The 20,345-nt window shown below is 73.4% G+C and carries 19 protein-coding genes; 12 read left to right on the forward strand and 7 right to left on the reverse strand.

Annotated features, from left to right (window positions below; translation table 11 throughout):
* Nucleotides 1-110 precede the first annotated feature (110 nt).
* The 5 genes from ABTY56_RS14775 (at nucleotide 111) to rny (ending at nucleotide 5,683) form a co-directional block, all read left to right on the forward strand.
* A complete protein-coding gene (locus ABTY56_RS14775) occupies nucleotides 111-305 on the forward strand; it encodes a DUF3046 domain-containing protein (protein ID WP_350629141.1) in 195 nt (64 codons plus the stop codon).
* Between the two features lie 47 nt (nucleotides 306-352).
* Nucleotides 353-1,642, forward strand: coding sequence for an AI-2E family transporter (locus ABTY56_RS14780; protein ID WP_502893116.1), 1,290 nt, complete (start codon nucleotides 353-355; stop codon nucleotides 1,640-1,642).
* Nucleotides 1,643-1,836: 194 nt separating this feature from the next.
* Complete coding sequence (gene recA, locus ABTY56_RS14785; RefSeq protein ID WP_350629142.1) at nucleotides 1,837-2,949, forward strand: recombinase RecA; 1,113 nt, start codon at nucleotides 1,837-1,839, stop codon at nucleotides 2,947-2,949.
* Between the two features lie 4 nt (nucleotides 2,950-2,953).
* Nucleotides 2,954-4,081 (forward strand): recombination regulator RecX, encoded by a 1,128-nt coding sequence (gene recX / locus ABTY56_RS38835; RefSeq protein WP_502893117.1) that lies wholly within the window; start codon nucleotides 2,954-2,956, stop codon nucleotides 4,079-4,081.
* 132 nt (nucleotides 4,082-4,213) lie between these two features.
* The gene (rny, locus tag ABTY56_RS14795) at nucleotides 4,214-5,683 is read left to right on the forward strand and encodes a ribonuclease Y (RefSeq protein ID WP_350629143.1); all 1,470 of its coding nucleotides are present in this window, start codon (nucleotides 4,214-4,216) and stop codon (nucleotides 5,681-5,683) included.
* A 134-nt stretch (nucleotides 5,684-5,817) separates the two neighbouring features.
* On the opposite strand, the gene ABTY56_RS14800 is transcribed toward rny, so the two are convergent.
* From ABTY56_RS14800 to ABTY56_RS14820, 5 genes are all read right to left on the reverse strand, one after another.
* A complete protein-coding gene (locus tag ABTY56_RS14800) occupies nucleotides 5,818-7,569 on the reverse strand; it encodes an FAD-dependent monooxygenase (RefSeq protein WP_350629144.1) in 1,752 nt (583 codons plus the stop codon).
* A 122-nt stretch (nucleotides 7,570-7,691) separates the two neighbouring features.
* Nucleotides 7,692-8,540: an amino acid ABC transporter permease gene (locus tag ABTY56_RS14805; RefSeq protein WP_350629145.1), complete on the reverse strand. Its 849-nt coding sequence runs from the start codon at nucleotides 8,538-8,540 to the stop codon at nucleotides 7,692-7,694.
* Nucleotides 8,537-9,187 (reverse strand): amino acid ABC transporter permease, encoded by a 651-nt coding sequence (locus tag ABTY56_RS14810; RefSeq protein ID WP_350629146.1) that lies wholly within the window; start codon nucleotides 9,185-9,187, stop codon nucleotides 8,537-8,539. Before ABTY56_RS14810 ends, ABTY56_RS14805 begins: the two co-directional genes overlap by 4 nt.
* 50 nt (nucleotides 9,188-9,237) lie before the next feature.
* The gene (locus ABTY56_RS14815) at nucleotides 9,238-10,137 is read right to left on the reverse strand and encodes a glutamate ABC transporter substrate-binding protein (RefSeq protein ID WP_350629147.1); all 900 of its coding nucleotides are present in this window, start codon (nucleotides 10,135-10,137) and stop codon (nucleotides 9,238-9,240) included.
* A gap of 118 nt (nucleotides 10,138-10,255) precedes the next feature.
* Nucleotides 10,256-11,029 carry an amino acid ABC transporter ATP-binding protein gene (locus ABTY56_RS14820; protein WP_350629148.1) on the reverse strand — a complete coding sequence of 258 codons (774 nt, stop codon included), beginning with the start codon at nucleotides 11,027-11,029 and terminating at the stop codon, nucleotides 10,256-10,258.
* Nucleotides 11,030-11,419: 390 nt separating this feature from the next.
* On the opposite strand from ABTY56_RS14820, the gene ABTY56_RS14825 reads away from it, so the two are divergent.
* Nucleotides 11,420-12,178 carry a response regulator transcription factor gene (locus ABTY56_RS14825; RefSeq protein WP_350629149.1) on the forward strand — a complete coding sequence of 253 codons (759 nt, stop codon included), beginning with the start codon at nucleotides 11,420-11,422 and terminating at the stop codon, nucleotides 12,176-12,178.
* A 6-nt stretch (nucleotides 12,179-12,184) separates the two neighbouring features.
* Entirely contained in the window at nucleotides 12,185-13,609 is a 1,425-nt protein-coding gene (locus tag ABTY56_RS14830; protein ID WP_350629150.1) for a sensor histidine kinase, read from the forward strand.
* Between the two features lie 112 nt (nucleotides 13,610-13,721).
* Here ABTY56_RS14830 and ABTY56_RS14835 read toward each other — a convergent pair whose 3' ends face one another.
* Nucleotides 13,722-14,741, reverse strand: a complete 1,020-nt coding sequence (locus tag ABTY56_RS14835; protein WP_350629151.1) for a TAXI family TRAP transporter solute-binding subunit — start codon at nucleotides 14,739-14,741, stop codon at nucleotides 13,722-13,724.
* A 140-nt stretch (nucleotides 14,742-14,881) separates the two neighbouring features.
* Here ABTY56_RS14835 and miaB point away from each other — a divergent pair, with 140 nt between their 5' ends.
* A complete protein-coding gene (gene miaB, locus ABTY56_RS14840) occupies nucleotides 14,882-16,384 on the forward strand; it encodes a tRNA (N6-isopentenyl adenosine(37)-C2)-methylthiotransferase MiaB (RefSeq protein WP_350629152.1) in 1,503 nt (500 codons plus the stop codon).
* Between the two features lie 78 nt (nucleotides 16,385-16,462).
* Nucleotides 16,463-17,161, forward strand: coding sequence for a class III extradiol dioxygenase subunit B-like domain-containing protein (locus ABTY56_RS14845; protein WP_350629153.1), 699 nt, complete (start codon nucleotides 16,463-16,465; stop codon nucleotides 17,159-17,161).
* A gap of 6 nt (nucleotides 17,162-17,167) precedes the next feature.
* Here ABTY56_RS14845 and ABTY56_RS14850 read toward each other — a convergent pair whose 3' ends face one another.
* Nucleotides 17,168-17,413: an antitoxin gene (locus ABTY56_RS14850; protein WP_350629154.1), complete on the reverse strand. Its 246-nt coding sequence runs from the start codon at nucleotides 17,411-17,413 to the stop codon at nucleotides 17,168-17,170.
* 197 nt (nucleotides 17,414-17,610) lie between these two features.
* Between ABTY56_RS14850 and miaA the strand changes: the two genes are divergently transcribed.
* The 3 genes from miaA (at nucleotide 17,611) to dapF (ending at nucleotide 20,239) form a co-directional block, all read left to right on the forward strand.
* Nucleotides 17,611-18,555, forward strand: coding sequence for a tRNA (adenosine(37)-N6)-dimethylallyltransferase MiaA (gene miaA, locus ABTY56_RS14855; RefSeq protein WP_350629155.1), 945 nt, complete (start codon nucleotides 17,611-17,613; stop codon nucleotides 18,553-18,555).
* Between the two features lie 227 nt (nucleotides 18,556-18,782).
* Nucleotides 18,783-19,295: a hypothetical protein gene (locus ABTY56_RS14860; protein WP_350629156.1), complete on the forward strand. Its 513-nt coding sequence runs from the start codon at nucleotides 18,783-18,785 to the stop codon at nucleotides 19,293-19,295.
* A 32-nt stretch (nucleotides 19,296-19,327) separates the two neighbouring features.
* Entirely contained in the window at nucleotides 19,328-20,239 is a 912-nt protein-coding gene (gene dapF / locus ABTY56_RS14865; RefSeq protein ID WP_350629157.1) for a diaminopimelate epimerase, read from the forward strand.
* The last annotated feature ends 106 nt before the right edge of the window (nucleotides 20,240-20,345 follow it).

Below are 20,345 nucleotides of genomic sequence, written 5' to 3' on the forward strand. Positions count from 1 at the left end.
TGGTGCCGCACCGGGCGGAGGTCGGGCGAGGGCGGGCGAGGTCGGTGCGCGCCGACGGCCGGGCGGTGGCCGGCCCGGGGCGCCGACGGGCGGTCCGGGATACTTGGGGCATGAGGCTGACGGAGTTCTGGCGACGGATGCACGCGCACTTCGGGGAGACGTACGCGGAGTCGTTCGCGAGCGACCACGTGATGAGCGAGCTGGGCGGGCGGACGGTGCGCCAGGCGCTGGAGGCGGGCTGGGAGGCCAAGGACGTCTGGCGGGTGGTCTGCGAGACCCAGGGGGTCTCGACGCTGCTGCGCTGACGCCCGGGATCCTCTCCGGTCCTCCGGGCATGGGACAGACTGTCCCGGTGACAAGCAGCGCAGAACAGAAGAATTCGGACAGGGTGGTGCGGGCCGCCGGGGGTGCGCGGGACGGCGACGGTGCGCGGGCCGCCGGAGGGCCCGCCGACGGTGCCCGGAGCGGTGGCGAGCGGGAGGGCGGCGGCGCCCTGTGGGGCGGCGGGATGCCGCGCTGGCTGCCCAGGGCGATGGTGCTGTTCCTCGTGCTGGTCGGGCTGTTCCAGCTGGCGGACTGGGCCTTCCGGCAGCTGATCGACCTCTTCGTGATGCTGCTCGTGGCGTTCTTCCTCTCGCTCGCGCTGGAGCCGGCCGTCGACCGGATGGCGGCGCGCGGGGTGCGCCGGGGGGTCGGCACCTTCCTGGTGTTCGTCGCCGTCGGGGTCGCGGTGGCCGGGTTCCTCGCGGCGCTCGGGACGCTGCTGGTGGACCAGGTGGGCAAGATCGCCGGAGACCTGCCGCACCTGCTCGACAACCTGATCGGCTGGGTCAACCGGACCTTCCACCAGGACCTCTCGCTGGACGAGCTGCAGGAGCGGCTGCTCAAGGACTCCGGCACCATCGAGAACTACGCCCAGCAGGCCGCCGACAACGTCTGGGGCGTCTCCTCCACCGTGATCGGCGGGCTCTTCCAGGCCTTCACGGTCGGGCTGTTCACCTTCTACTTCACCGCCGAGGGGCCGCGGGTGCGCCGGACGGTCTGCTCGCTGCTGCCGCCCGCCAAGCAGGGCGAGGTGCTGAGGGCCTGGGAGATCGCGCTCGCCAAGACCGGCGGCTACCTCTACTCCCGGGCGCTGCTCGCGGTGGTGTCGGCCGCCGGGCACTGGGTGATGTTCGCGCTGCTGGACCTGCCGTACGCGGTGGCGCTGGCGATCTGGGTGGGCGTCATGTCGCAGTTCGTGCCGACCATCGGGACGTACCTGGCCGGGGCGCTGCCGGTGCTGGTGGCGCTGACCGTGGAGCCGGTGGACGCGCTCTGGGTGCTGGTCTTCGTGGTGGTCTACCAGCAGGTCGAGAACTACCTGCTGCACCCGAGGATCACCGCGCGGACCGTGGACGTGCACCCGGCGGTGGCCTTCGGCGCGGTGATCGCGGGCGCGGCGCTGCTCGGCGCGGTGGGCGCGCTGATCGCGATCCCGGCGGCGGCGACCCTGCAGGGCTTCGTCGGGACGTACGTGCGGCGCTACGAGGTGGCCACCGATCCCCGGATCGACCGGGGCGAGCAGCGGCGGGCCCGGCGGGAGCTGCGCCGGGAGGCGGCGCGGCGGCTGCGGCGGATGGTCGGCGGGGACGGGGAGTGAGGCGGGGCGGCGCCCTGGGGGTGAGACCCGGGGCGCCACCGCGCGGACGTGCGACGCTTGAATCGAACAGATGTTCTTTGTACTCTCCGGCCAAGAGTTTTCCACAGGCCGAGCCCGTCGGGCTCGTTTGTCAGTGGGACGCGCTAGCGTCGATGACGATGAAGCGCACAGCACAGAACCCGAGGGAAAAAGCCATGGCAGGTACGGACCGCGAGAAGGCCCTGGAGACCGCGCTCGCCCAGATCGAGCGGCAGTTCGGCAAGGGCTCGGTGATGCGCCTCGGCGAGAAGGCCAACGAGCCCGTCGAGGTGATCTCCACCGGGTCGACCGCCCTGGACGTCGCCCTCGGGGTCGGCGGCATCCCGCGCGGCCGAGTGGTCGAGATCTACGGCCCCGAGTCCTCCGGCAAGACGACCCTGACCCTGCACCTGGCGGCCAACGCCCAGAAGGCCGGCGGCACGGTCGCCTTCGTCGACGCGGAGCACGCGCTCGACCCGGAGTACGCGAAGAAGCTCGGCGTGGACACCGACGCCCTGCTGGTCAGCCAGCCGGACACCGGTGAGCAGGCCCTGGAGATCACCGACATGCTGATCCGCTCCGGCGCGATCGACCTGGTGATCATCGACTCGGTCGCGGCGCTCGTCCCGCGCGCGGAGATCGAGGGCGAGATGGGCGACTCGCACGTCGGCCTGCAGGCCCGCCTGATGAGCCAGGCGCTGCGCAAGATCGCCGGTGCACTGAACCAGTCGAACACCACCGCGATCTTCATCAACCAGCTGCGCGAGAAGATCGGCGTGATGTTCGGTTCGCCGGAGACCACGACCGGCGGCCGGGCGCTGAAGTTCTACGCCTCGGTCCGGCTGGACATCCGCCGCATCGAGACCCTGAAGGACGGCACCGAGGCGGTCGGCAACCGCACCCGCGTCAAGGTGGTCAAGAACAAGGTCGCCGCGCCGTTCAAGCAGGCCGAGTTCGACATCCTCTACGGCGTCGGCATCAGCCGCGAGGGCGGCCTGATCGACATGGGCGTCGAGCACGGCTTCATCCGCAAGTCGGGCGCCTGGTACACCTACGAGGGCGACCAGCTCGGCCAGGGCAAGGAGAACGCCCGCAACTTCCTGCGGGACAACCCGCAGCTCGCCGACGAGATCGAGCGGAAGATCAAGGGCAAGCTCGGCATCGGCCCGAAGACCGAGGAGCCGGCCGCGGGCGAGGCGGACGCCGCGGCGGACGCAGCCGCGAAGCCGATCACCGCGACCGTCGCCAAGACGGCCGCGGCGAAGAAGACGGCGGCGGCCAAGGCCTGAGCCGTTGACGCAGCACGACACGGTGGGCGGCGGCCCGGCGGGCCCGGAGGACGACGACCACGGGCCGCCGGACTGGTTCGCCGCGGTCGCGGAGGAGCCGGAGCCCGCGCCGGAGCCTCCCGCGCCGTCGCGCCCCCGCCGGGGGCGGCGGGAGCGGCCGTCCGCCGCGCAGCGGACACCCGGCCTCGCGCCGGAGTTCGACCGGGCCCCGGCCCGGGCGGTGCGCGGCGCGGCGCCCGGGCCGGGGCCGGCGGAGGTCCCGGTCGAGGCGCTCGGGCTCGTCTCCGCCTCCGAACTGCCCTCCGGCCGCCGTCGCCGGCGCTCGGCCCTGGCGGCCGAGGAGCCCGGAGCGGGCCTGCCCGGCCCCGTGCCGGCGACCGTGGAGCACAACCAGGGCGAGGATGAGGCGGCCGGTCACGGGGGTGTGGCCGCCTCGACCTCCCGCTCCGGCGCCCGCCGGGGCCGTACCCGGCGCGGGCGTTCCGCCGAGGGACCGCCGGATGGGGTGCCGGGTGAGGGGCCGGCGGACGAGGGCCCTGCGGGTGGTGGACTGCCGGGGGGCGGGCTGTTCGGCCGGGAGCGTGCCGGTCGTACCTCCCGGAAGCAGGCCGAGGAATCGGTCGACCCGGAGACCCGCGCCCGGGACATCTGCCTACGGCTGCTGACCGGCGCCGCCAAGACCCGGAAGCAGCTCGCCGACGCCCTGCGCAAGCGGGAGATCCCGGACGAGGTCGCCGACGAGGTGCTCACCCGGCTCGAAGAGGTCGGGCTGATCGACGACGGGGCCTTCGCGGCCGCCTGGGTGGAGTCCCGGCACGCCGTCCGGGGCCTGTCCCGGCGGGCGCTGGCCCAGGAGCTGCGCACCAAGGGGGTGGCCGTCGACCTGGTCGAGCAGGCCGTCGCCCAACTCGACCACGACGACGAGACGGACGCGGCCCGGGCACTGGTCGAGCGCAAGCTGCGGTCCACCCGTGGGCTGGACCGGCAGGTCCGCACCCGGCGGCTGGTCGGCATGCTGGCCCGGCGCGGTTACTCGGAGGGGCTGGCGTTCCGGGTGGTGCGCGCCGCGCTGGACGAGGAGCCGGCGCTGGACGAGGAGCTTGGCGACCAGTCGGAAACCGAGTGGGAGTAGTGGCAGTTTCGTGGGCTTCTTGGTGGTGACCAGGCCAAGTCTTGACCGTTTCGTGACCCCCACCTAGCCTCGCCTTCAGTGCCCGGGGCGCCTCCGGACGGCGGCCCGCGCAGGGGACGGGGAGTGGGCGGCATGACGATCTCGGTGGGCGCCGGACCGAGCGGCCCGCTGCCGGTGATCGCCGGTTCGGCTGCCCTCCTCCTGGCGGTGCTCGTGGTGTTCGCCGGGCTCGTCATCAGGTGGCTCCGGGCGGAGCGGCGCAGCACGCTGGCCGAGGCCGAGCGGGCCCGGCACCGGGGCGAGCAGCAGACCGCCCGGCAGCGGGCCGAACTCGCCCTCCGTGAGGAGCAGTTGGCCGAGGAGCTGCGCAGGCTCCGTCGGCGGGAGGACGACCTGGCCGAACGCTCGGCCGAGTCGGAGCGCTCCCGGGCCGAGGCCGAGGCGCTGGTGATCCGCCGGGCGGCCGCCCTGGAACGGGCCGCCGCTCTCACCGCTGAGCAGGCCCGCGCCGAACTCCTGCGCGAGGCCGAGGCCTCGGCCCGGCTGGAGGCCGCGGTCACCGTCCGGGAGATCGAACGTGAGGCCAAGGAGGAGGGCGAGCGCCGGGCCCGGTCCATCCTCGCCGGGGCCATCCAGCGGCTCGCGACGGAACAGACCGCGGAGACCGCCGTCAGCGTCCTGCGGCTGCCGAACGAGGAGATGAAGGGCCGGATCATCGGCCGCGAGGGCCGCAACATCCGCGCCTTCGAGGCCGTCACCGGGGTGAACCTGATCGTCGACGACACCCCGGCGTCGGTGCAGCTGTCCTGCTTCGACCCGGTCCGCCGGGAGACCGCCCGGCTCACCCTGGAGCGTCTGGTCGAGGACGGACGGATCCACCCGACCCGGATCGAGCAGCTCCACGAGCGCAGTCGCGCGGAGGTCGACCTGAGCTGCGTCCGGGCCGGCGAGGACGCCCTCCTGGACGCCCGGGTCGGCGCGATGCACCCCGAACTCGTCCGCACCCTGGGCTCGTTGCGCTACCGGGTCTCGTACGGGCAGAACGTGCTCGGGCACCTGCTGGAGTCCGCGCACCTGGCCGGGATGATGGCCGCCGAACTCGGTGTGGATCCGGAGCCGGTGCGGCGCGCCGCGCTGCTGCACGACATCGGCAAGGCGCTCACCCACGAGGTCGAGGGCAGCCACGCGGCGGTCGGCGCCGAACTGGCCCGGCGCTACGGGGAGTCCCCGGAAGTGGTGCACGCGATCGCCGCCCACCACAACGAGGTGGAGCCCGAGACGGTGACGGCCGTGCTGACCCAGGCCGCGGACGCGTGCTCGGGGGGTCGGCCCGGGGCACGCAAGGAGTCGCTGGAGCTGTACGCCCGGCGGCTGGCGAGGCTGGAGGAGATCGCGCGCTCGCACCCGGGCGTGGCCGACGTCTACGCGATGCAGGCCGGCCGCGAGGTCCGGGTGATGGTCCGCCCGGACGCGGTGGACGACCTCGGTGCGGAGCTGATCGCCCGGGAGGTCGCCCGGCAGGTCTCCGCCGAGCTGACCTACCCCGGGCAGATCCGGGTGACCGTGGTCCGCGAGAGCCGCGCGACGGCGGTGGCGAGCTAGCGGGCCGACGGGATGGCGTGCCGGCCGGATGGCGGGGCCGGCGGGACAGCAGTCGGAGGCCTCGGCCGGTCGGTCCTCGGGTCCGTTCGCCGTCAGGAGGTCGGACCCCCGCGGGCGGGGGCCCGACGGCGGCGCTAGCTCGGGCTGTCGACCTGCTGCGGTGCGTGCCGCCCGGCGGGCCGGGGTTCGGGTTCGGCTCCGGGCTCGGCCTCGGTTTCCGGGGCCGGCGCGAGGGTGGCAGGGCCGCCGCGGGCGCCGTCCGCGAGGGCGAGGAGGTCCTCGGCGACCGCGCCCTGGGTGACGCCGACGAGGTGGCCGTCGGGGCGGATCAGCAGGACGGTGTGCGGGCCGGCGCCCGGGTAGTCCTCGGTGACCAGGACCTCGGCGGGGACCGGCAGGGCGGCGGCGACCTCGGCGAGCCGGGGCATCAGCCCGGCGCCGAGCCAGTGCTCGGACGACCAGACGGCGGTGCCGGGGGCGACCAGCAGCAGCAGGAAGGTGGCGCCGAGGCGGGCGTGCAGGTGGTCGGGGGTGCCGTCGGTGGCGAGCACCGGCAGGTCCGGGACGAGCACGCCGGGGGCGGTGGCGGGCAGCAGCTCGCTGAGTGAGGTGGTGCCGCGCGCGCCGCGCTGCACCGGGACCCTCCCGGGGACGCCGGAGGGCGCCGCCGGGTAGGCGGGCGCACCGCCGAAGCGGCCGGTGCCGAGCTGGCCGTCGGCGAGCAGCGGGGCGTGCTTGCGGAAGCCGCCGACCAGCAGCGAGCGCCGGGTCTGCTGCCAGCCGCGCAGCGGGCGCAGCAGCGGCATGGACTGGTCGACGGCGCGCAGCCGGGCGCCGACCGCGCCGCGCCGTTCGGCCTCGTAGCCGTCCAGCAGCGAGCCGCCGGGCTGTGGGCCGCCGGAGTGGAGGTGCCAGGCGAGGGCGAGCCGCCAGGCGAGGTTGTCGGCGTCGCGCAGCCCGTCGGTGAGGTTCTGCATGCCGAGCGCGCCGTGCAGGTGGGCGGCGTCGCCGGCCAGGAAGCAGCGGCCGACCCGGAACCGGGCGGCGAGGCGCTGCTGGGCGGTGTGGTCGGCGGCGGCGAGCAGCTCGAAGCGGGGGAGTTCACCGCACCAGCCGGTGAGGGTGGAGGTGACCCGGGTGAGCAGGGTGTCGCCGGTGACGATGCCCGGCCAGGTGGCGTGCGGGTCGACCGTCTCGGTGGGGGCGGGGCGGCCCGGGGGCAGCCGCCAGTCGAGCCGCCAGACGCCGTCCGGCAGCGGACGGGCGGAGGCCTCGCGGTCGCCCCGCCACGGGGGCTCGCGGTGCAGCCGGGCGCCGTCGAAGGGCAGGTCGACCCGGACGGTGGCGATGGCGTTGCGGTCGACCGCGGGCCGGCCGGGGAAGCGGATCTTCAGGAGCTTGCGGACGGTGGATCTCGCGCCGTCGCAGCCGACCAGGTGGCTGCCGCGCCACCAGGTGGCGGCGCCGTTCTGGGTGCCCACGGTGCGGATGCTGACGCCGTCCCGGTCCTGTTCGAGCTCGACGACCCGGTTGAGCGGGACCAGCTTGATCAGCGGGGTGCCGGTCAGGGCGTCGCGCAGGCCGCGCTGGAGGCGGTGCTGGGGGAGGTGGAAGGTGGGCGAGTCGGTGAGGTCGATCCGCAGCACCTCCTGGCGGCGCCGCCAGATGGTGAAGGAGTCCCACAGGGCGGAGTCCGAGACGGCCCGCGGGTAGCCGATCCGGGTCAGGAAGGTGGCGCTGTCGGCGCCGATGACGAGGCTGCGCGGGCCTTCGGGGCAGAGCCCGGAGCCCTCGTCCAGGACGATGGTCGGTACCTCGTGCCGGGCCAGGGAGAGGGCCAGGGCCAGACCGACCGGTCCGGCCCCGACCACGATCACCGGGTCCATGAGGGGACCTCCGGGCACGAACCGGCCGATCGGCCGGCGTCAGTTACCGCTGCCGCATATGCCGCGTGGATGCTCCCGGGAGGTGTCACGAAGAGCAATGCAACAGTTCACCTGCGTGTCCGTCAAGCAGCAGCTGAAGTGCGCCGGTTCGCGCCGCGACGACCACGTGCCTCGATCCGGCGCGCGAGCGCGGTCAGCAGCAGGCACATGATGATGTAGATCGGGCCGATCACGAGCACCACGGGGATGTAGGGGAACCCGGCGGCGTTCAGCGGCTGGCTGGCGATCTTCTTGCCCATGAACAGCAGCTCGTTGTAGGTGATGATGTACCCGAGCGAGGTGTCCTTGAGGGTGACGACCAGCTGGCCGATCATCGAGGGCAGCATCGTGCGGACGGCCTGCGGCACCAGGATGCCGCTCATCACCTGGGTCTTGCGCATGCCCAGGGCGTACGCCGCCTCACCCTGACCGCGCGGGACGGCGTTGACGCCGCTGCGGATGATCTCCGCCTGGACCGAGCCGTTGTAGAGCGTGAGCCCGAGCACGAGGGCCCACATCGGTTCCTTGGCGAAGAACGCGTAGTAGAGGGCGACGATCAGGATCAGCAGCGGCATCGCCCGGAAGAACTGGACGAAGCCGACGCAGACCCAGCGGACCGGCCGGTGGTCGGAGAGCTGCCCGGCGGCCAGCAGCGCGCCCAGGGTGAGCGAGAACGCCGCGGCCAGGCCGAAGGCCTTCAGGGTGGCGAGCAGGCCGTCCAGGATCATCTGCTGGACGGTGTTGTACTGGAACGCGTCCCACATCTCCGCGTCGAACTGGCCGTTGTCGGCGAGCGCGGTGACGACGTACCAGAGGAGGCCGGCGACGCCGATCAGGGAGAGGACGCCGAACAGGCGGTAGCGGGAGCGGGCCTTGGGGCCGGGGGTGTCGTAGAGGACACTGGCCGTCGCGGTGCGCTGGAAGACACTCATCGGGCCACCGCCAGTCGGGATTCCAGGAAGCGGAAGAACGTGGCGACCGTCGCGCTGATCAGCAGGTAGGCGCAGGCCACCCAGAAGAAGATCGCGAAGATCGAGTAGCCGCGCTCGGAGAAGGTCTGCTGGGCGCTGTACAGCTCGGGGACGCTGAAGGCGCCGGCGATCGCCGAGTTCCTCGGCAGGGCGATGAACACGCTGCTCATCGGGGCCAGGACGGTGCGGGCGGCCTGCGGCAGGACGACCAGGGTCAGCGTCTGGCCGAAGGTCATGCCCAGGCTGCGGGCGGCCTCCGCCTGGCCGAGCGGCACGGTGTTGATGCCGGAGCGGATCACCTCGCAGACGAACGAGGCGGTGTACGCGCCGAGCGCCAGCACCGCGAACGCCAGGTGGCTGAAGTGCACGCCGAGCGGCGGCAGGCCGAAGGTGACGGCGAAGAACAGCAGGGTCAGCGGGGTGTTGCGGAAGATCGTCACCCAGGCGGTGCCGAAGGCGCGCAGGACCGGCACCGGGGAGACCCGGAAGGCCGCCAGCAGGGTGCCCAGCAGCAGGGCGAGCAGTGCGCTGAGGGCGCTCAGCTCGATCGTCTGCAGGAAGCCGTCGCGGAACAACGCGAAGTTGTCGTCCTCGAACAGGAACCCCATCCGGCGGCCCTCCTCTCAATCAGGGTCGGGAATGTCGTGCGGAGGGTGGATCAGTAGCGGTCGAGGGCCGGGACGTCCGGCGCGGCGGAGCCGGAGGCGCCGAGGGTCGCGTCGTAGGCCTTCTTCCAGTCGCCGTTGTCCTCGTGGGCCTTCAGGGCGTCGCTGATGGCGTTGCGCAGCACCGCGTCGTCCTTGTTGAGGCCGACGCCGTAGTTCTCCTTGGTGAACGGCTTGCCGACGACCTTGAGCTTGCCGGAGTACTTGGAGGCGTAGCCCTTGAGGATGGCGTCGTCGGTGGTGACGGCGTCGACCTCGCCGGAGAGGAGCTTCTCGACGCAGGCCGAGTAGGTGTCGAACTGCGTGATCTTCGGGTTGTACTGCTGGATGTTCTTGATCGAGGTCGAGCCGGTGGCGGTGCAGACGTTCTTGCCGCCCACGCTCTCCGGGCCGGTGATCGAGCTGTTGTCCTGCTTCACCAGCAGGTCCTGGCCGGCGATGTAGTACGGGCCGGCGAAGGAGACGGTCTTCTTGCGCTCGTCGTTGATGCTGTAGGTGCCGACGTAGAAGTCGATCTGGCCCTTCTGGATGGCGGGCTCGCGCTGCGAGGAGACCAGGGTCTGCCACTTGATCTGCTGCGGGGTGAAGCCGAGGTCGGCGGCGATCATCTTGGCGACCTCGATGTCGAAGCCGCTGCGGTCGCCGCTGGCGACGTCCTCCCAGCCGAGGTTCGGCTGGTCGGCCTTGGCGCCGATGATCAGCTGGCCGCGCTTCTTGGCCTCGGCGATGACAGGCGAGTCGATCTTGACGTCCGTCTTGACCGTGTAGGCCGGGAGCTTGGGGGCGTTGCTCGCGCTGGCGGCGGCACCGGGGCTGCCGTCCTTGCCGCAGGCGGCGGTCGCGGTGAGCGCGACGGCACAGAGCGCGACGGCGAGGGTGCGGGAAGTCCTCATGAGGGTGTTCTCCTGGGGCTGGGCCGCGGTTTCCACCGGGCTCTGGAGTCTGGAAGTCGTGCGCGGGCAGGGCCGATCGGCACCGTTGCCGGTGGCGGCCCCGCGTGGTCTCGAAGCGTCAGTGGTGCAGGATCTTCGAGAGGAAGTCCTTGGCGCGGTCGGAGCGCGGCGCCGTGAAGAAGGCATCGGGGGTGTTCTGCTCGACGATCTTGCCGTCGGCCATGAACAGGACGCGGTTGGCGGCGGAGCGGGCGAAGCCCATCTCGTGGGTGACCACGACCATCGTCATGCCGTCCGCGGCCAGGCGGCGCATGACCTCCAGCACCTCGTTGACCATCTCCGGGTCGAGCGCCGAGGTGGGCTCGTCGAAGAGCATCACCTTGGGCTTCATGGCCAGTGCGCGGGCGATCGCCACGCGCTGCTGCTGGCCGCCGGAGAGCTGGGCCGGGTACTTGTCCGCCTGCGCGCCGACGCCGACGCGGTCCAGCAGTTCCCGGGCGGTCTTCTCGGCCTGCGGGCGGGGTACCTTGCGTACCTTGACCTGGCCGATGACCACGTTCTCCAGCACGGTCTTGTGCGCGAAGAGGTTGAAGCTCTGGAACACCATGCCGACCTCGGCGCGCAGCCGGGCCAGCTCCTTGCCCTCGGCGGGCAGCGGTCGGCCGTCGATGGTGATCGTGCCGGAGTCGATGGTCTCCAGCCGGTTGATCGTCCGGCAGAGCGTGGACTTGCCCGAGCCGGACGGGCCGATCAGCACGACCACCTCGCCCTGGGCGATCCGCAGGTCGATGTCCTGCAGGACGTGCAGCGCGCCGTAGTGCTTGTTGACGTTGTTCAGCACGACCAGCGGGGCGGCTGCGGGGGTGGAGTCCTGGACCGGGCTCTCGGTCATCGCGCCTGCTCCCTCTGTATCGGATCGTGCCTACCTGAGAAGTCTCAACTCCCGTGGGAGGCAATGGTGGTGCGAATCCGGGAGCCGCGACCGGCGGAGCCGCAGCCCCCGGTGGGCCGACCATAGGAGCCGAGACCGCGCGCCGTCAGCCGATCTGAGCGGAACTTGAGGATCACGAAACGGCCACACGCCCGGTACGTACTGTTCGCGAACGCGTCGACGGGGCATGTGACAGCGGGAATCCGTGCCGGTGCTCCCCGTCCCCCACGGGCCCGGTGCGCGGTCGAACCTGGCGCATGGCCGCCCGCTGGCCCATACTGCGCAGGACCGGGACCGGATCGATCGGTCCGGCGATCATCGGTGATCACGTGGGGGAAGGAGGAGAACAGGATGCGACTTCTGCTCGTCGAGGACGACGAACGCGTGGCCGCCGCGCTCGTCGCGGTACTGGGCCGGCACGGCTTCCAGGTCCGGCACGCCCGCAGCGGGCACGAGGCCCTCGACGCCTTGGTGCCGGACGGCAACGAGCCGTACCGGGTGGTGCTGCTCGACCTCGGGCTGCCCGATCGCGACGGCTTCGAGGTGTGCAGCCGGATCAGGGCCGGCAGCGGCGTGCCGGTGATCATGGTCACCGCCCGCGCCGACGTCCGCTCCCGGATCCACGGCCTCAACCTGGGCGCCGACGACTACGTCACCAAGCCGTACGACATGGGCGAGCTGCTCGCCCGCATCCACGCGGTGGCCCGCCGCGGCACCGCGCCCTCCTCGGTGTCGGTGCCCGCGCCCGACACCGTGCCGCAACAGCGCGGCCCGCTGGAGTCCCGCGGCATCCGGATCGACCGGGAGCGCCGCCGGGTCAGCGTGGACGGCCGCGACGTGCCGCTCACCCGCAAGGAGTTCGACCTGCTCGCCCTGCTCGCGCAGAGCCCGGGCGTGGTCTACCGGCGCGAGCAGATCTTCAGCGAGGTCTGGCGCAGCGGCTGGGAAGGCAACGGGCGCACCCTGGAGGTGCACATCGGCTCGCTGCGCAACAAGCTCGCGCTGCCCGGCCTGGTCGAGGCCGTCCGCGGCGTCGGCTACCGCCTGATCCCCGAGTCCCCGGCACCCGCCGCGGCGGACCCGGCCCCGAACGCCCCCGCGGAGCACTGACCGCACGTGCGCACCCGCCTGCTCGGCATCCTGATCGCCCTCATGCTCTGCGTCCTGGCCGCCCTGGGGCTGCCGCTCGCGGCGGCGGTCGCGGCGGCCGAGCAGACCAGGGTCGTCGTCGACCGGCTCGACGACGCCGCCCGCTTCGCCCAGGACCTGCCCACCTCCGGCGCCGCCGACTCGGCGCGCAAGGGCGATCCGGAACCCGCCCCCGGGGACCTCAGCCGGCAGCACTCGATCGACGCCGAGGTCCGCCGCTACTTCGACCTCTACGGCGTGCGCCTGGGCATCTTCCAGCGCGACGGCCTGCCGATCGCCGCGGCGCCCGCCGACTGGCGGGTGCCCGCCGCCGGCTGGGGCGCCCAGGCCTTCCAGGAGGCGCTGGACGGGCGGCGCAGCCACAACCCGCCGCAGGTCTGGCCGTGGACCCCGGACCGGACGATCACCGTCGCCGCCCCGGTGGTGCGCGACGGCGACGTGGTCGCGGTGGTGCTGAGCGAGTCCCCCACCGGGGCGCTGCGCACCCGGGTGCTGCACAAGTGGCTGGTGCTGGTCGCGGGCGAGGCCGCCGCGATGATCGTCGCCGTACTGCTGGCCGTCCGCCTCACCGAGTGGGTGCTGCGCCCGGTGCGCACCCTGGACCGGGCCACCCACGACATCGCCACCGGCCGGATGGCCGCCCGGGTCGCCCCCGGCGGCGGACCGCCCGAACTGCAGCGCCTGGCGCGCTCGTTCAACGAGATGGCGGACCACGTGGTGCTCGCGATGGACCAGCAGAAGGCCTTCGTCGCGGACGCCTCCCACCAGCTGCGCAACCCGCTCTCGGCGCTGCTGCTGCGGGTCGAGGTGCTCGGCCTGGAGCTGCCCGAGGGCCACGAGGAGGAGCTCAGCGGCGTACGGGAGGAGGGCACCCGGCTGGCCCGGGTGCTGGACGACCTGCTCGGGCTGGCCACCGCCGAGCACGCCCGCCCCGGACCCGAGCGCACCGACCTGGCCGAGCTCACCCTGGCCCGGGTGGACGCCTGGCGGCCGGTCGCCGAGCAGCGCGGGATCGGACTGCGCTGGGACGGTCCGGCGCTCGCGATCGGGATGGCGGACCCGATCGGCTTCGGCTCGGCCCTGGACGCGGTGGTGGACAACGCGCTCAAGTTCAGCCCGGCGGGCAGCGAGGTGCGCCTGCGGGTCGCGGTGCGCCGGGACGAGGTCGCGGTCACCGTCACCGACGCCGGTCCCGGCCTCACCGAGGACGAGCTGTCCCGGGCCGGTGACCGCTTCTGGCGCAGCCCCCGGCACCAGAACGTGGACGGCTCCGGGCTCGGCCTGTCCATCGCCCGCACCCTGCTGACGGCCGGCGGCGGCTCGCTGGGCTTCGCCCCGGTCAAGCCGACCGGGCTCGCGGTGACGCTCGCGGTGCCGCGGCCGGAGAAGTAGCCGGGCCCGGCGGCCCGCGCCGTCCCGGGCCGGGGGCTCGGTAACGGGCCGGGTGCCGTTGGGGCCCGGGGGCTCCGATAACGGCCCGGGTGCCGTCAGGTCTCGGGCACCGTCAGGGCTTCACCGAGCGGTAGTAGCGCGCCGCGCCCGTGTGCAGCGGGAGCGGGTCGGTGTAGACGGCGGTGCGCAGGTCGACCAGCTGGGCGGCGTGCACCTGGGCGCCGATCTGGTCGCGGCTGTCGATCACCGCGCGGGTCATGCCCTCGACCAGGTCCGGGTCCGCGTCGTTCCGGGTGATCAGCAGGTTGGGCACGGCCACCGTGGCCACGGCGTCCGTGGGCTCGGCGTTCGGATAGGTGCCCTTGGGCATGGTGGCCGCCCGGTAGGCGTCGGTGCCGCCGCCCTCGGCCCTGTGCAGGGCCTCGGAGAGGTCGCTCAGCGGCACGATCCGGATCTTGACGTGGTCGGAGAGGTCGGTGAGCGCGCTGGTGGGCAGGCCGCCGGACCAGAAGAACGCGTCCAGCTCGCCCGCGCGCAGGTCGTCGGCGGCCTCGCCGACCCCCTTCGGCACCGGGACGATGTCGCGCTCCGGGTCCAGCCCGGCCGCGGCCAGCAGCCGCTTGGTCACCAGGTTCACCCCGGACTGCGGCAGGCCGACGCCGACCCGCAGGCCCTTGAGGTCGGCGGTGCGGTGCACCGGGGAGGAGGCCGGGACGACCAGCTGCAGGTAGTCGTCGTAGAGCCGGGCGATCGCCCGCAGCCGGTCCTTGCCCGGGCCCTGGTAGTCGGCGACCGCGTCGGCGGTGGCGATCGCGAAGGTGTCCCGGCCGGTGATCACCCGGTTGAGGTTCTCTATCGAGCCCTCGGTGTTGTCCAGGGCCAGCCGCACCCCCGGCATCGTCCCGGAGACGTGCGCCTGCAGCAGCTGCCCGTACCGGTCGTAGACGCCGCGCTGCACGCCGGTGGCGAAGCGGATCTCCCCGCGCGGGTACCCGGGCGAGCGGCCCGCCGACAGCCACCAGCCGCCGAAGCCGGCGACCAGCAGCACCAGCACCAGCACCGTCCGCCACAGCGGGCTGCGCGCCGCGGTGCGGACGGCGGCGCCGAGGCGGGACGGGGTGGTGGGGGTCATGCAGGGATACTGCCAGGCGCTCCGGCCGAACGGGAGTGGAACGGGACGGGGAATGTTCGGTGAAAGGGCTGGGGAGGCTCCCGGGACGGGACGGGGAAGCTTCGGGAAAAGCGCCGTGCGGCTGCCCGTACCCTGGTCTGGTGAGCGGTGAGAGCGGATTGAAGAGCTACAAGGTCGTCACGCACGGCTGTCAGATGAACGTCCACGACTCCGAGCGGCTGTCCGGGCTGCTGGAGGAGGCGGGCTACGTCAAGGCCGGGCCCGAGGGCGACCCGGACCTGGTGGTGTTCAACACCTGCGCGGTGCGCGAGAACGCCGACAACAAGCTGTACGGCAACCTCGGCCAGCTGGCGCCGGTCAAGAGCCGCCACCAGGGCATGCAGATCGCCGTCGGCGGCTGCCTGGCCCAGAAGGACCGCGACACCATCGTCAAGCGCGCCCCGTGGGTCGACGTGGTGTTCGGCACCCACAACATCGGGCACCTGCCGGCGCTGCTGGAGCGGGCCGCGATCGAGCGCAAGGCCCAGGTCGAGATCCTGGAGTCGCTGGAGACCTTCCCCTCCACCCTGCCGACCCGCCGCGACTCCGCGTACGCCGCCTGGGTCTCGATCTCGGTCGGCTGCAACAACACCTGCACCTTCTGCATCGTCCCCGCGCTGCGCGGCAAGGAGGAGGACCGTCGCCCCGGCGACGTCCTCGCCGAGATCGAGGCGCTGGTGGACGAGGGCGTCATCGAGGTCACCCTGCTCGGCCAGAACGTCAACGCCTACGGCTCCGACCTGGGCGACCGCGAGGCCTTCTCCAAGCTGCTGCGCGCCGCCGGCCAGGTCGAGGGCCTGGAGCGGATCCGCTTCACCTCGCCGCACCCCCGCGACTTCACCGACGACGTGATCGCCGCGATGGCCGAGACGCCGAACGTGATGCACCAGCTGCACATGCCGCTGCAGTCCGGCTCGGACCGGGTGCTCAAGGCGATGCGCCGCTCCTACCGCCAGGAGCGCTTCCTCGGGATCATCGGATCGGTCCGCGAGGCGATGCCGGACGCGGCGATCTCCACCGACATCATCGTGGGCTTCCCCGGCGAGACCGAGGAGGACTTCGAGGAGACGATGCACGTCGTCCGCGAGGCCCGCTTCACCAACGCCTTCACCTTCCAGTACTCCAAGCGCCCCGGCACCCCGGCGGCGGAGATGGAGGACCAGGTGCCGAAGGAGGTCGTGCAGGCCCGCTACGACCGGCTGATCGCCCTCCAGGAGGAGATCTCCTGGGAGGAGAACAAGAAGCAGGTCGGCCGGACCCTGGAGATCCTGGTCGCCGAGGGCGAGGGCAAGAAGGACGACCAGACCCGGCGGCTCTCCGGCCGGGCGCCCGACAACCGCCTGGTGCACTTCACGAAGCCCGAGGAGCCGGTGCGCCCGGGCGACATGGTGACCGTCGAGATCACCTACGCCGCCCCGCACCACCTGCTCGCCGAGGGCCCGGCGCTCGCGGTGCGCCGCACCCGGGCCGGTGACGCCTGGGAGAAGCGCCAGGCCAAGCCCGCCGCCAAGCCGGCCGGCGTGATGCTCGGCCTGCCGTCCGTCGGCGCCCCGGCCGCGCTGTCGCCGGCGGCGCCGGCGGGTGGGGCCTGCTGCGGCGACTGACGCGCTGCCCGTACCGGCGGCCCGGCGGGACTCCCGAGTCCCGCCGGGCCGCCGTCGTCGTTGGCTAGAGTGATCCACATGCTGGTAGCCGCCGCCGTGTGCCCCTGTCCGCCGCTGCTCGTCCCGGAGGTCGCCGCCGGGGCGGCGACCGAGCTGGACGCGCTGCGCGCCGCCTGCGACGAGGCGCTGGCGGCGCTGGTCGCGGCCGGGCCGCAGCTGGTCGTGGTGGTCGGCACCGGGGCGGAGGCCGAGGTGTGGACCGAGGGCGGGGCCGGCTCCTTCCACCGCTACGGGGTGCCGCTGGTTGCCAAGCTGCCGGGGGAGCGGGTCGAGGGGCCGGAGCTGGCGCCCTCGCTGACCGTCGGCGCCTGGCTGCTCGAGCGCGCCGGGGTGACCCTGCCGACGCACGCCTGCGCGGTGCCCGCCGACGCCCCGGCCGACCGGATGCTCGGCCTCGGCCAGGGCCTGGCCGGGCTCGCCGACCGGGTCGCCCTGCTGGTGCTCGGCGACGGCAGCGCCTGCCGCTCGGTGAAGGCGCCCGGCTACCTGGACGAGCGGGCCGAGGGCTTCGACGCGGCGCTGGCCGCCGCCCTGGGCTCGGCCGATCTGCCGGCCCTGGCCGGGCTGGACGCGGGCCTGGCCGCCGAGCTCAAGGCCGAGGGACGGGCGCCCTGGCAGGTGCTGGCCGGCGCCGCGGAGGGCGCCGGCCTGACCGGGCGGCTCGGCTACCAGGAGGCGCCGTACGGGGTCGGGTACTTCGTGGCGTCCTGGTCCTGACGGGGATCACGACTGCGGGGGCTGCCCCGGCTCGCCGGGCTTCGGCTTGTGGGCGAAGTCGCCGACGGCGTCCTTGGCCTTGCCGGCGCCGTGCTCGATCTTGTCGCTGTACTTGCCCTTGGTCGCCTTGTCGATCGCGCCGCCGGCCTTGTCCACGGCCCGGTCGATCTGGTCGCTGTGCTTGCCGGCCAGCTCGCTGGCCTTCTCCTTGAGCTCCTCGGCCTTGCCCTTGAGGTTGTCCATCAGACCCATGGCGGTCTCACCCTTCCCTGTCGTCCGTCGGTCCCCGTCCCCTGCACAACGTCCGTACCCCGCGAAGCGTTCGCAAACCGGGCATCACCTGGGGAAACGGCCGGAAAACGGTCCCGGGACCGGTCATGTCGTCGCGCGGCGGCGGGCGAGCGGCAGCCCGGTCACCGGCGCCGCGGGGGTTTTGCGAGACTGGAACGGTGAGCAGCCTCCGTACCCCGCGTGTCATCTCGATCGTCGGCGCGACCGCCGCCGGCAAGTCCGACCTGGCCGTCGCCCTCGCCCGCAGCCTCGACGGCGAGGTGATCAACACCGACTCGATGCAGCTGTACCGGGGCATGGACATCGGCACAGCCAAGCTCACCCAGGCCGAGCGCGGCGGAGTGCCGCACCATCTGATGGACGTCTGGGACGTCACCGAGGCCGCCAGCGTGGCCGAGTACCAGCGGCTGGCCCGGGCCGAGATCGACCGGCTGCTGGCCGCCGGGCGCACGCCCGTCCTGGTCGGCGGCTCCGGGCTGTACGTCCGGGCGGCGATCGACGAGATGGAGTTCCCCGGTACCGACCCGCAGGTGCGGGCCCGGCTGGAGGCCGAGCTGGCGCAGGCCGGCCCGTACGCGCTGCACCGGCGGCTGGCCGAGCTGGACCCGGCGGCCGCCGAGGCGATCCTGACCGGCAACGGGCGGCGGATCGTCCGCGCGCTGGAGGTCATCGAGATCACCGGGCAGCCGTTCACCGCCAACCTGCCGAGCAACACCGCCGTGTACAACGCGGTGCAGATCGGCGTCGCCGTGCCGCGCCCCGAGCTGGACGAGCGGATCGCGCTCCGGGTCGACCGGATGTGGGAGGCCGGGCTGCTGGACGAGGTCCGGGCGCTGGAGCGGGTGGGGCTCCGGGACGGGAGGACCGCCTCCCGGGCGCTCGGCTACCAGCAGGTGCTCGACCACTTCGCCGGCGAGTGCACCGAGGACGAGGCGCGGGCCGAGACCGTCCGGGCGACCAAGCGCTTCGCCCGCCGCCAGGAGTCCTGGTTCCGCCGGGACGACCGGATCAGCTGGCTCTCCCGACCGGCCGGCACCGACCCCGTCGAGCTGCTCGGACGCTCCCTCGAACTGATCGAGCGTCAGGGAGTTCCGGCCGTCTAGGACGGGTTCCGGCCAATTCGGCGGTGCACCTGCGCGCGCAGGTGGGCGTGCAGGACGAACCGGCGGTCACGGCCCGATCACGTGATGGCCACGGATCACCCGCCGACCCCGGTCAGGCCCGGAACGCCCCCCTGGACATGCCATCATCGATGCCATAGGGGTCGGCCGAACGGGCCGACCGTGCCCGGCCGCGAGTCCGCTCGTGTCGAACAGTCAGGGGAGGCCGTGTGTCGACGGGTACCGGCCCCGAGCCCGGTCAGAGCGGGAGCGTCACCGCGCCGGCCGAGGAGTTCGACGAGTCGACGATGGGCGACCTCCCCGTGCTGACCGGACTGGAGGCGCCGACCTCGTACGCGGCCGCGGTGCCCGCCCTGGACACCCGCACCCCGCCCGGCGGCGCGGTGCACGAGCGGGAGATCCGCCCGCTGCGCCGGCTGCGCTGGTGGCAGACGCTGCCGATCGCCCTGATGGGCACCCTCGGCTCGCTGATGTTCGCCTTCCCGCTCGCGTTCGGCTCGGCCGGCGCGCGCGCCACCATGGTCGGGATGCTCGGGCTGCTGCTCACCGCCGCCTCGGTCGGCTGGGGCGCGATGGCCGCCCGGCACGCGGGCTACACGTGGCCGGGGCTGCCGCGCCGGGGCTCCGGGCAGCGGGCCGGCTGGAAGGCGATCGTCGTCTACACCCTGATCGCGCTGGCCGCGTGCGCGCTCGCCGTCTGGCGGGTCGCCTACCTGCGCTGAGCACCTCCGCCCGGCTCAGTACCATCGGGAGGGTGAGCGCATCCTCTCCTCAGCACGGCGGCATCCCCTTCTTCAAGGGGCACGGCACCCAGAACGACTTCGTCATCGTCCCGGACCCGGACGGCGCGCTGGAGATCGGTCCCGAGACCGTCGCCGCGCTGTGCGACCGCCGGGCCGGCATCGGCGGGGACGGGCTGCTGCGCGTGGTGCGCTCGGCCGCCGACCCGGCCGCGACGGGGATGGCCGACCGGGCCGAGTGGTTCATGGACTACCGCAACTCCGACGGCAGCATCGCCGAGATGTGCGGCAACGGCCTGCGGGTCTTCGCCCGCTTCCTGGTCGAGGCCGGCCTGGCCAAGCCCGGCGAGCTGGCCGTCGCCACCCGCTCCGGGGTGCTCACCGCGACGGTCGCGGAGGCCGCCGAGGACGGCACGCCCGGCGACGTCACCATCGACATGGGCCGCGCCCGGCTGCCCGGGCCGGACGGCATCGAGGTCGCGGTCGGCGAGCGGCGCTGGCCGGCGCTGAACGTCAACATGGGCAACCCGCACGCGGTGGCCTTCGTGGAGAGCCTCGACCAGGCCGGGAAGCTGCTCGACGCGCCGCTCACCAGCCCCGAGGGCGTCTACCCGGAGGGCGTCAACGTCGAGTTCGTGGTGGACCGCGGGCCGCGGCACGTCGCGATGCGGGTGCACGAGCGCGGCTCGGGCGAGACCCGCTCCTGCGGCACCGGCGCCTGCGCCGTCGCGGTGGCCGCCATCCGCCGGGACGGCGTCGACCCGGCCGTCACCGGCGAGGCCGTCGCGTACACCGTGGACGTGCTGGGCGGCCGACTGGTCATCACCGAGCACCCGGACGGCCGGGTGGAGATGACCGGGCCGGCGGTGATCGTGGCCGAGGGACGGCTGGACGGGCGCTGGTGGGAGTCCGTACGCCGCGGCTGACGGCCCGGTTTGCCCACTTCGTGCGGTGACGAATCCCCCCGATCGGGTGATACCGGTCGCGGACGGGAACCACGGCGTCGCGGAACGTGCTCTGCTCGGTAGCATG

This window comes from Kitasatospora sp. NPDC097691 (assembly GCF_040302665.1).
Lineage (GTDB): Bacteria > Actinomycetota > Actinomycetes > Streptomycetales > Streptomycetaceae > Kitasatospora.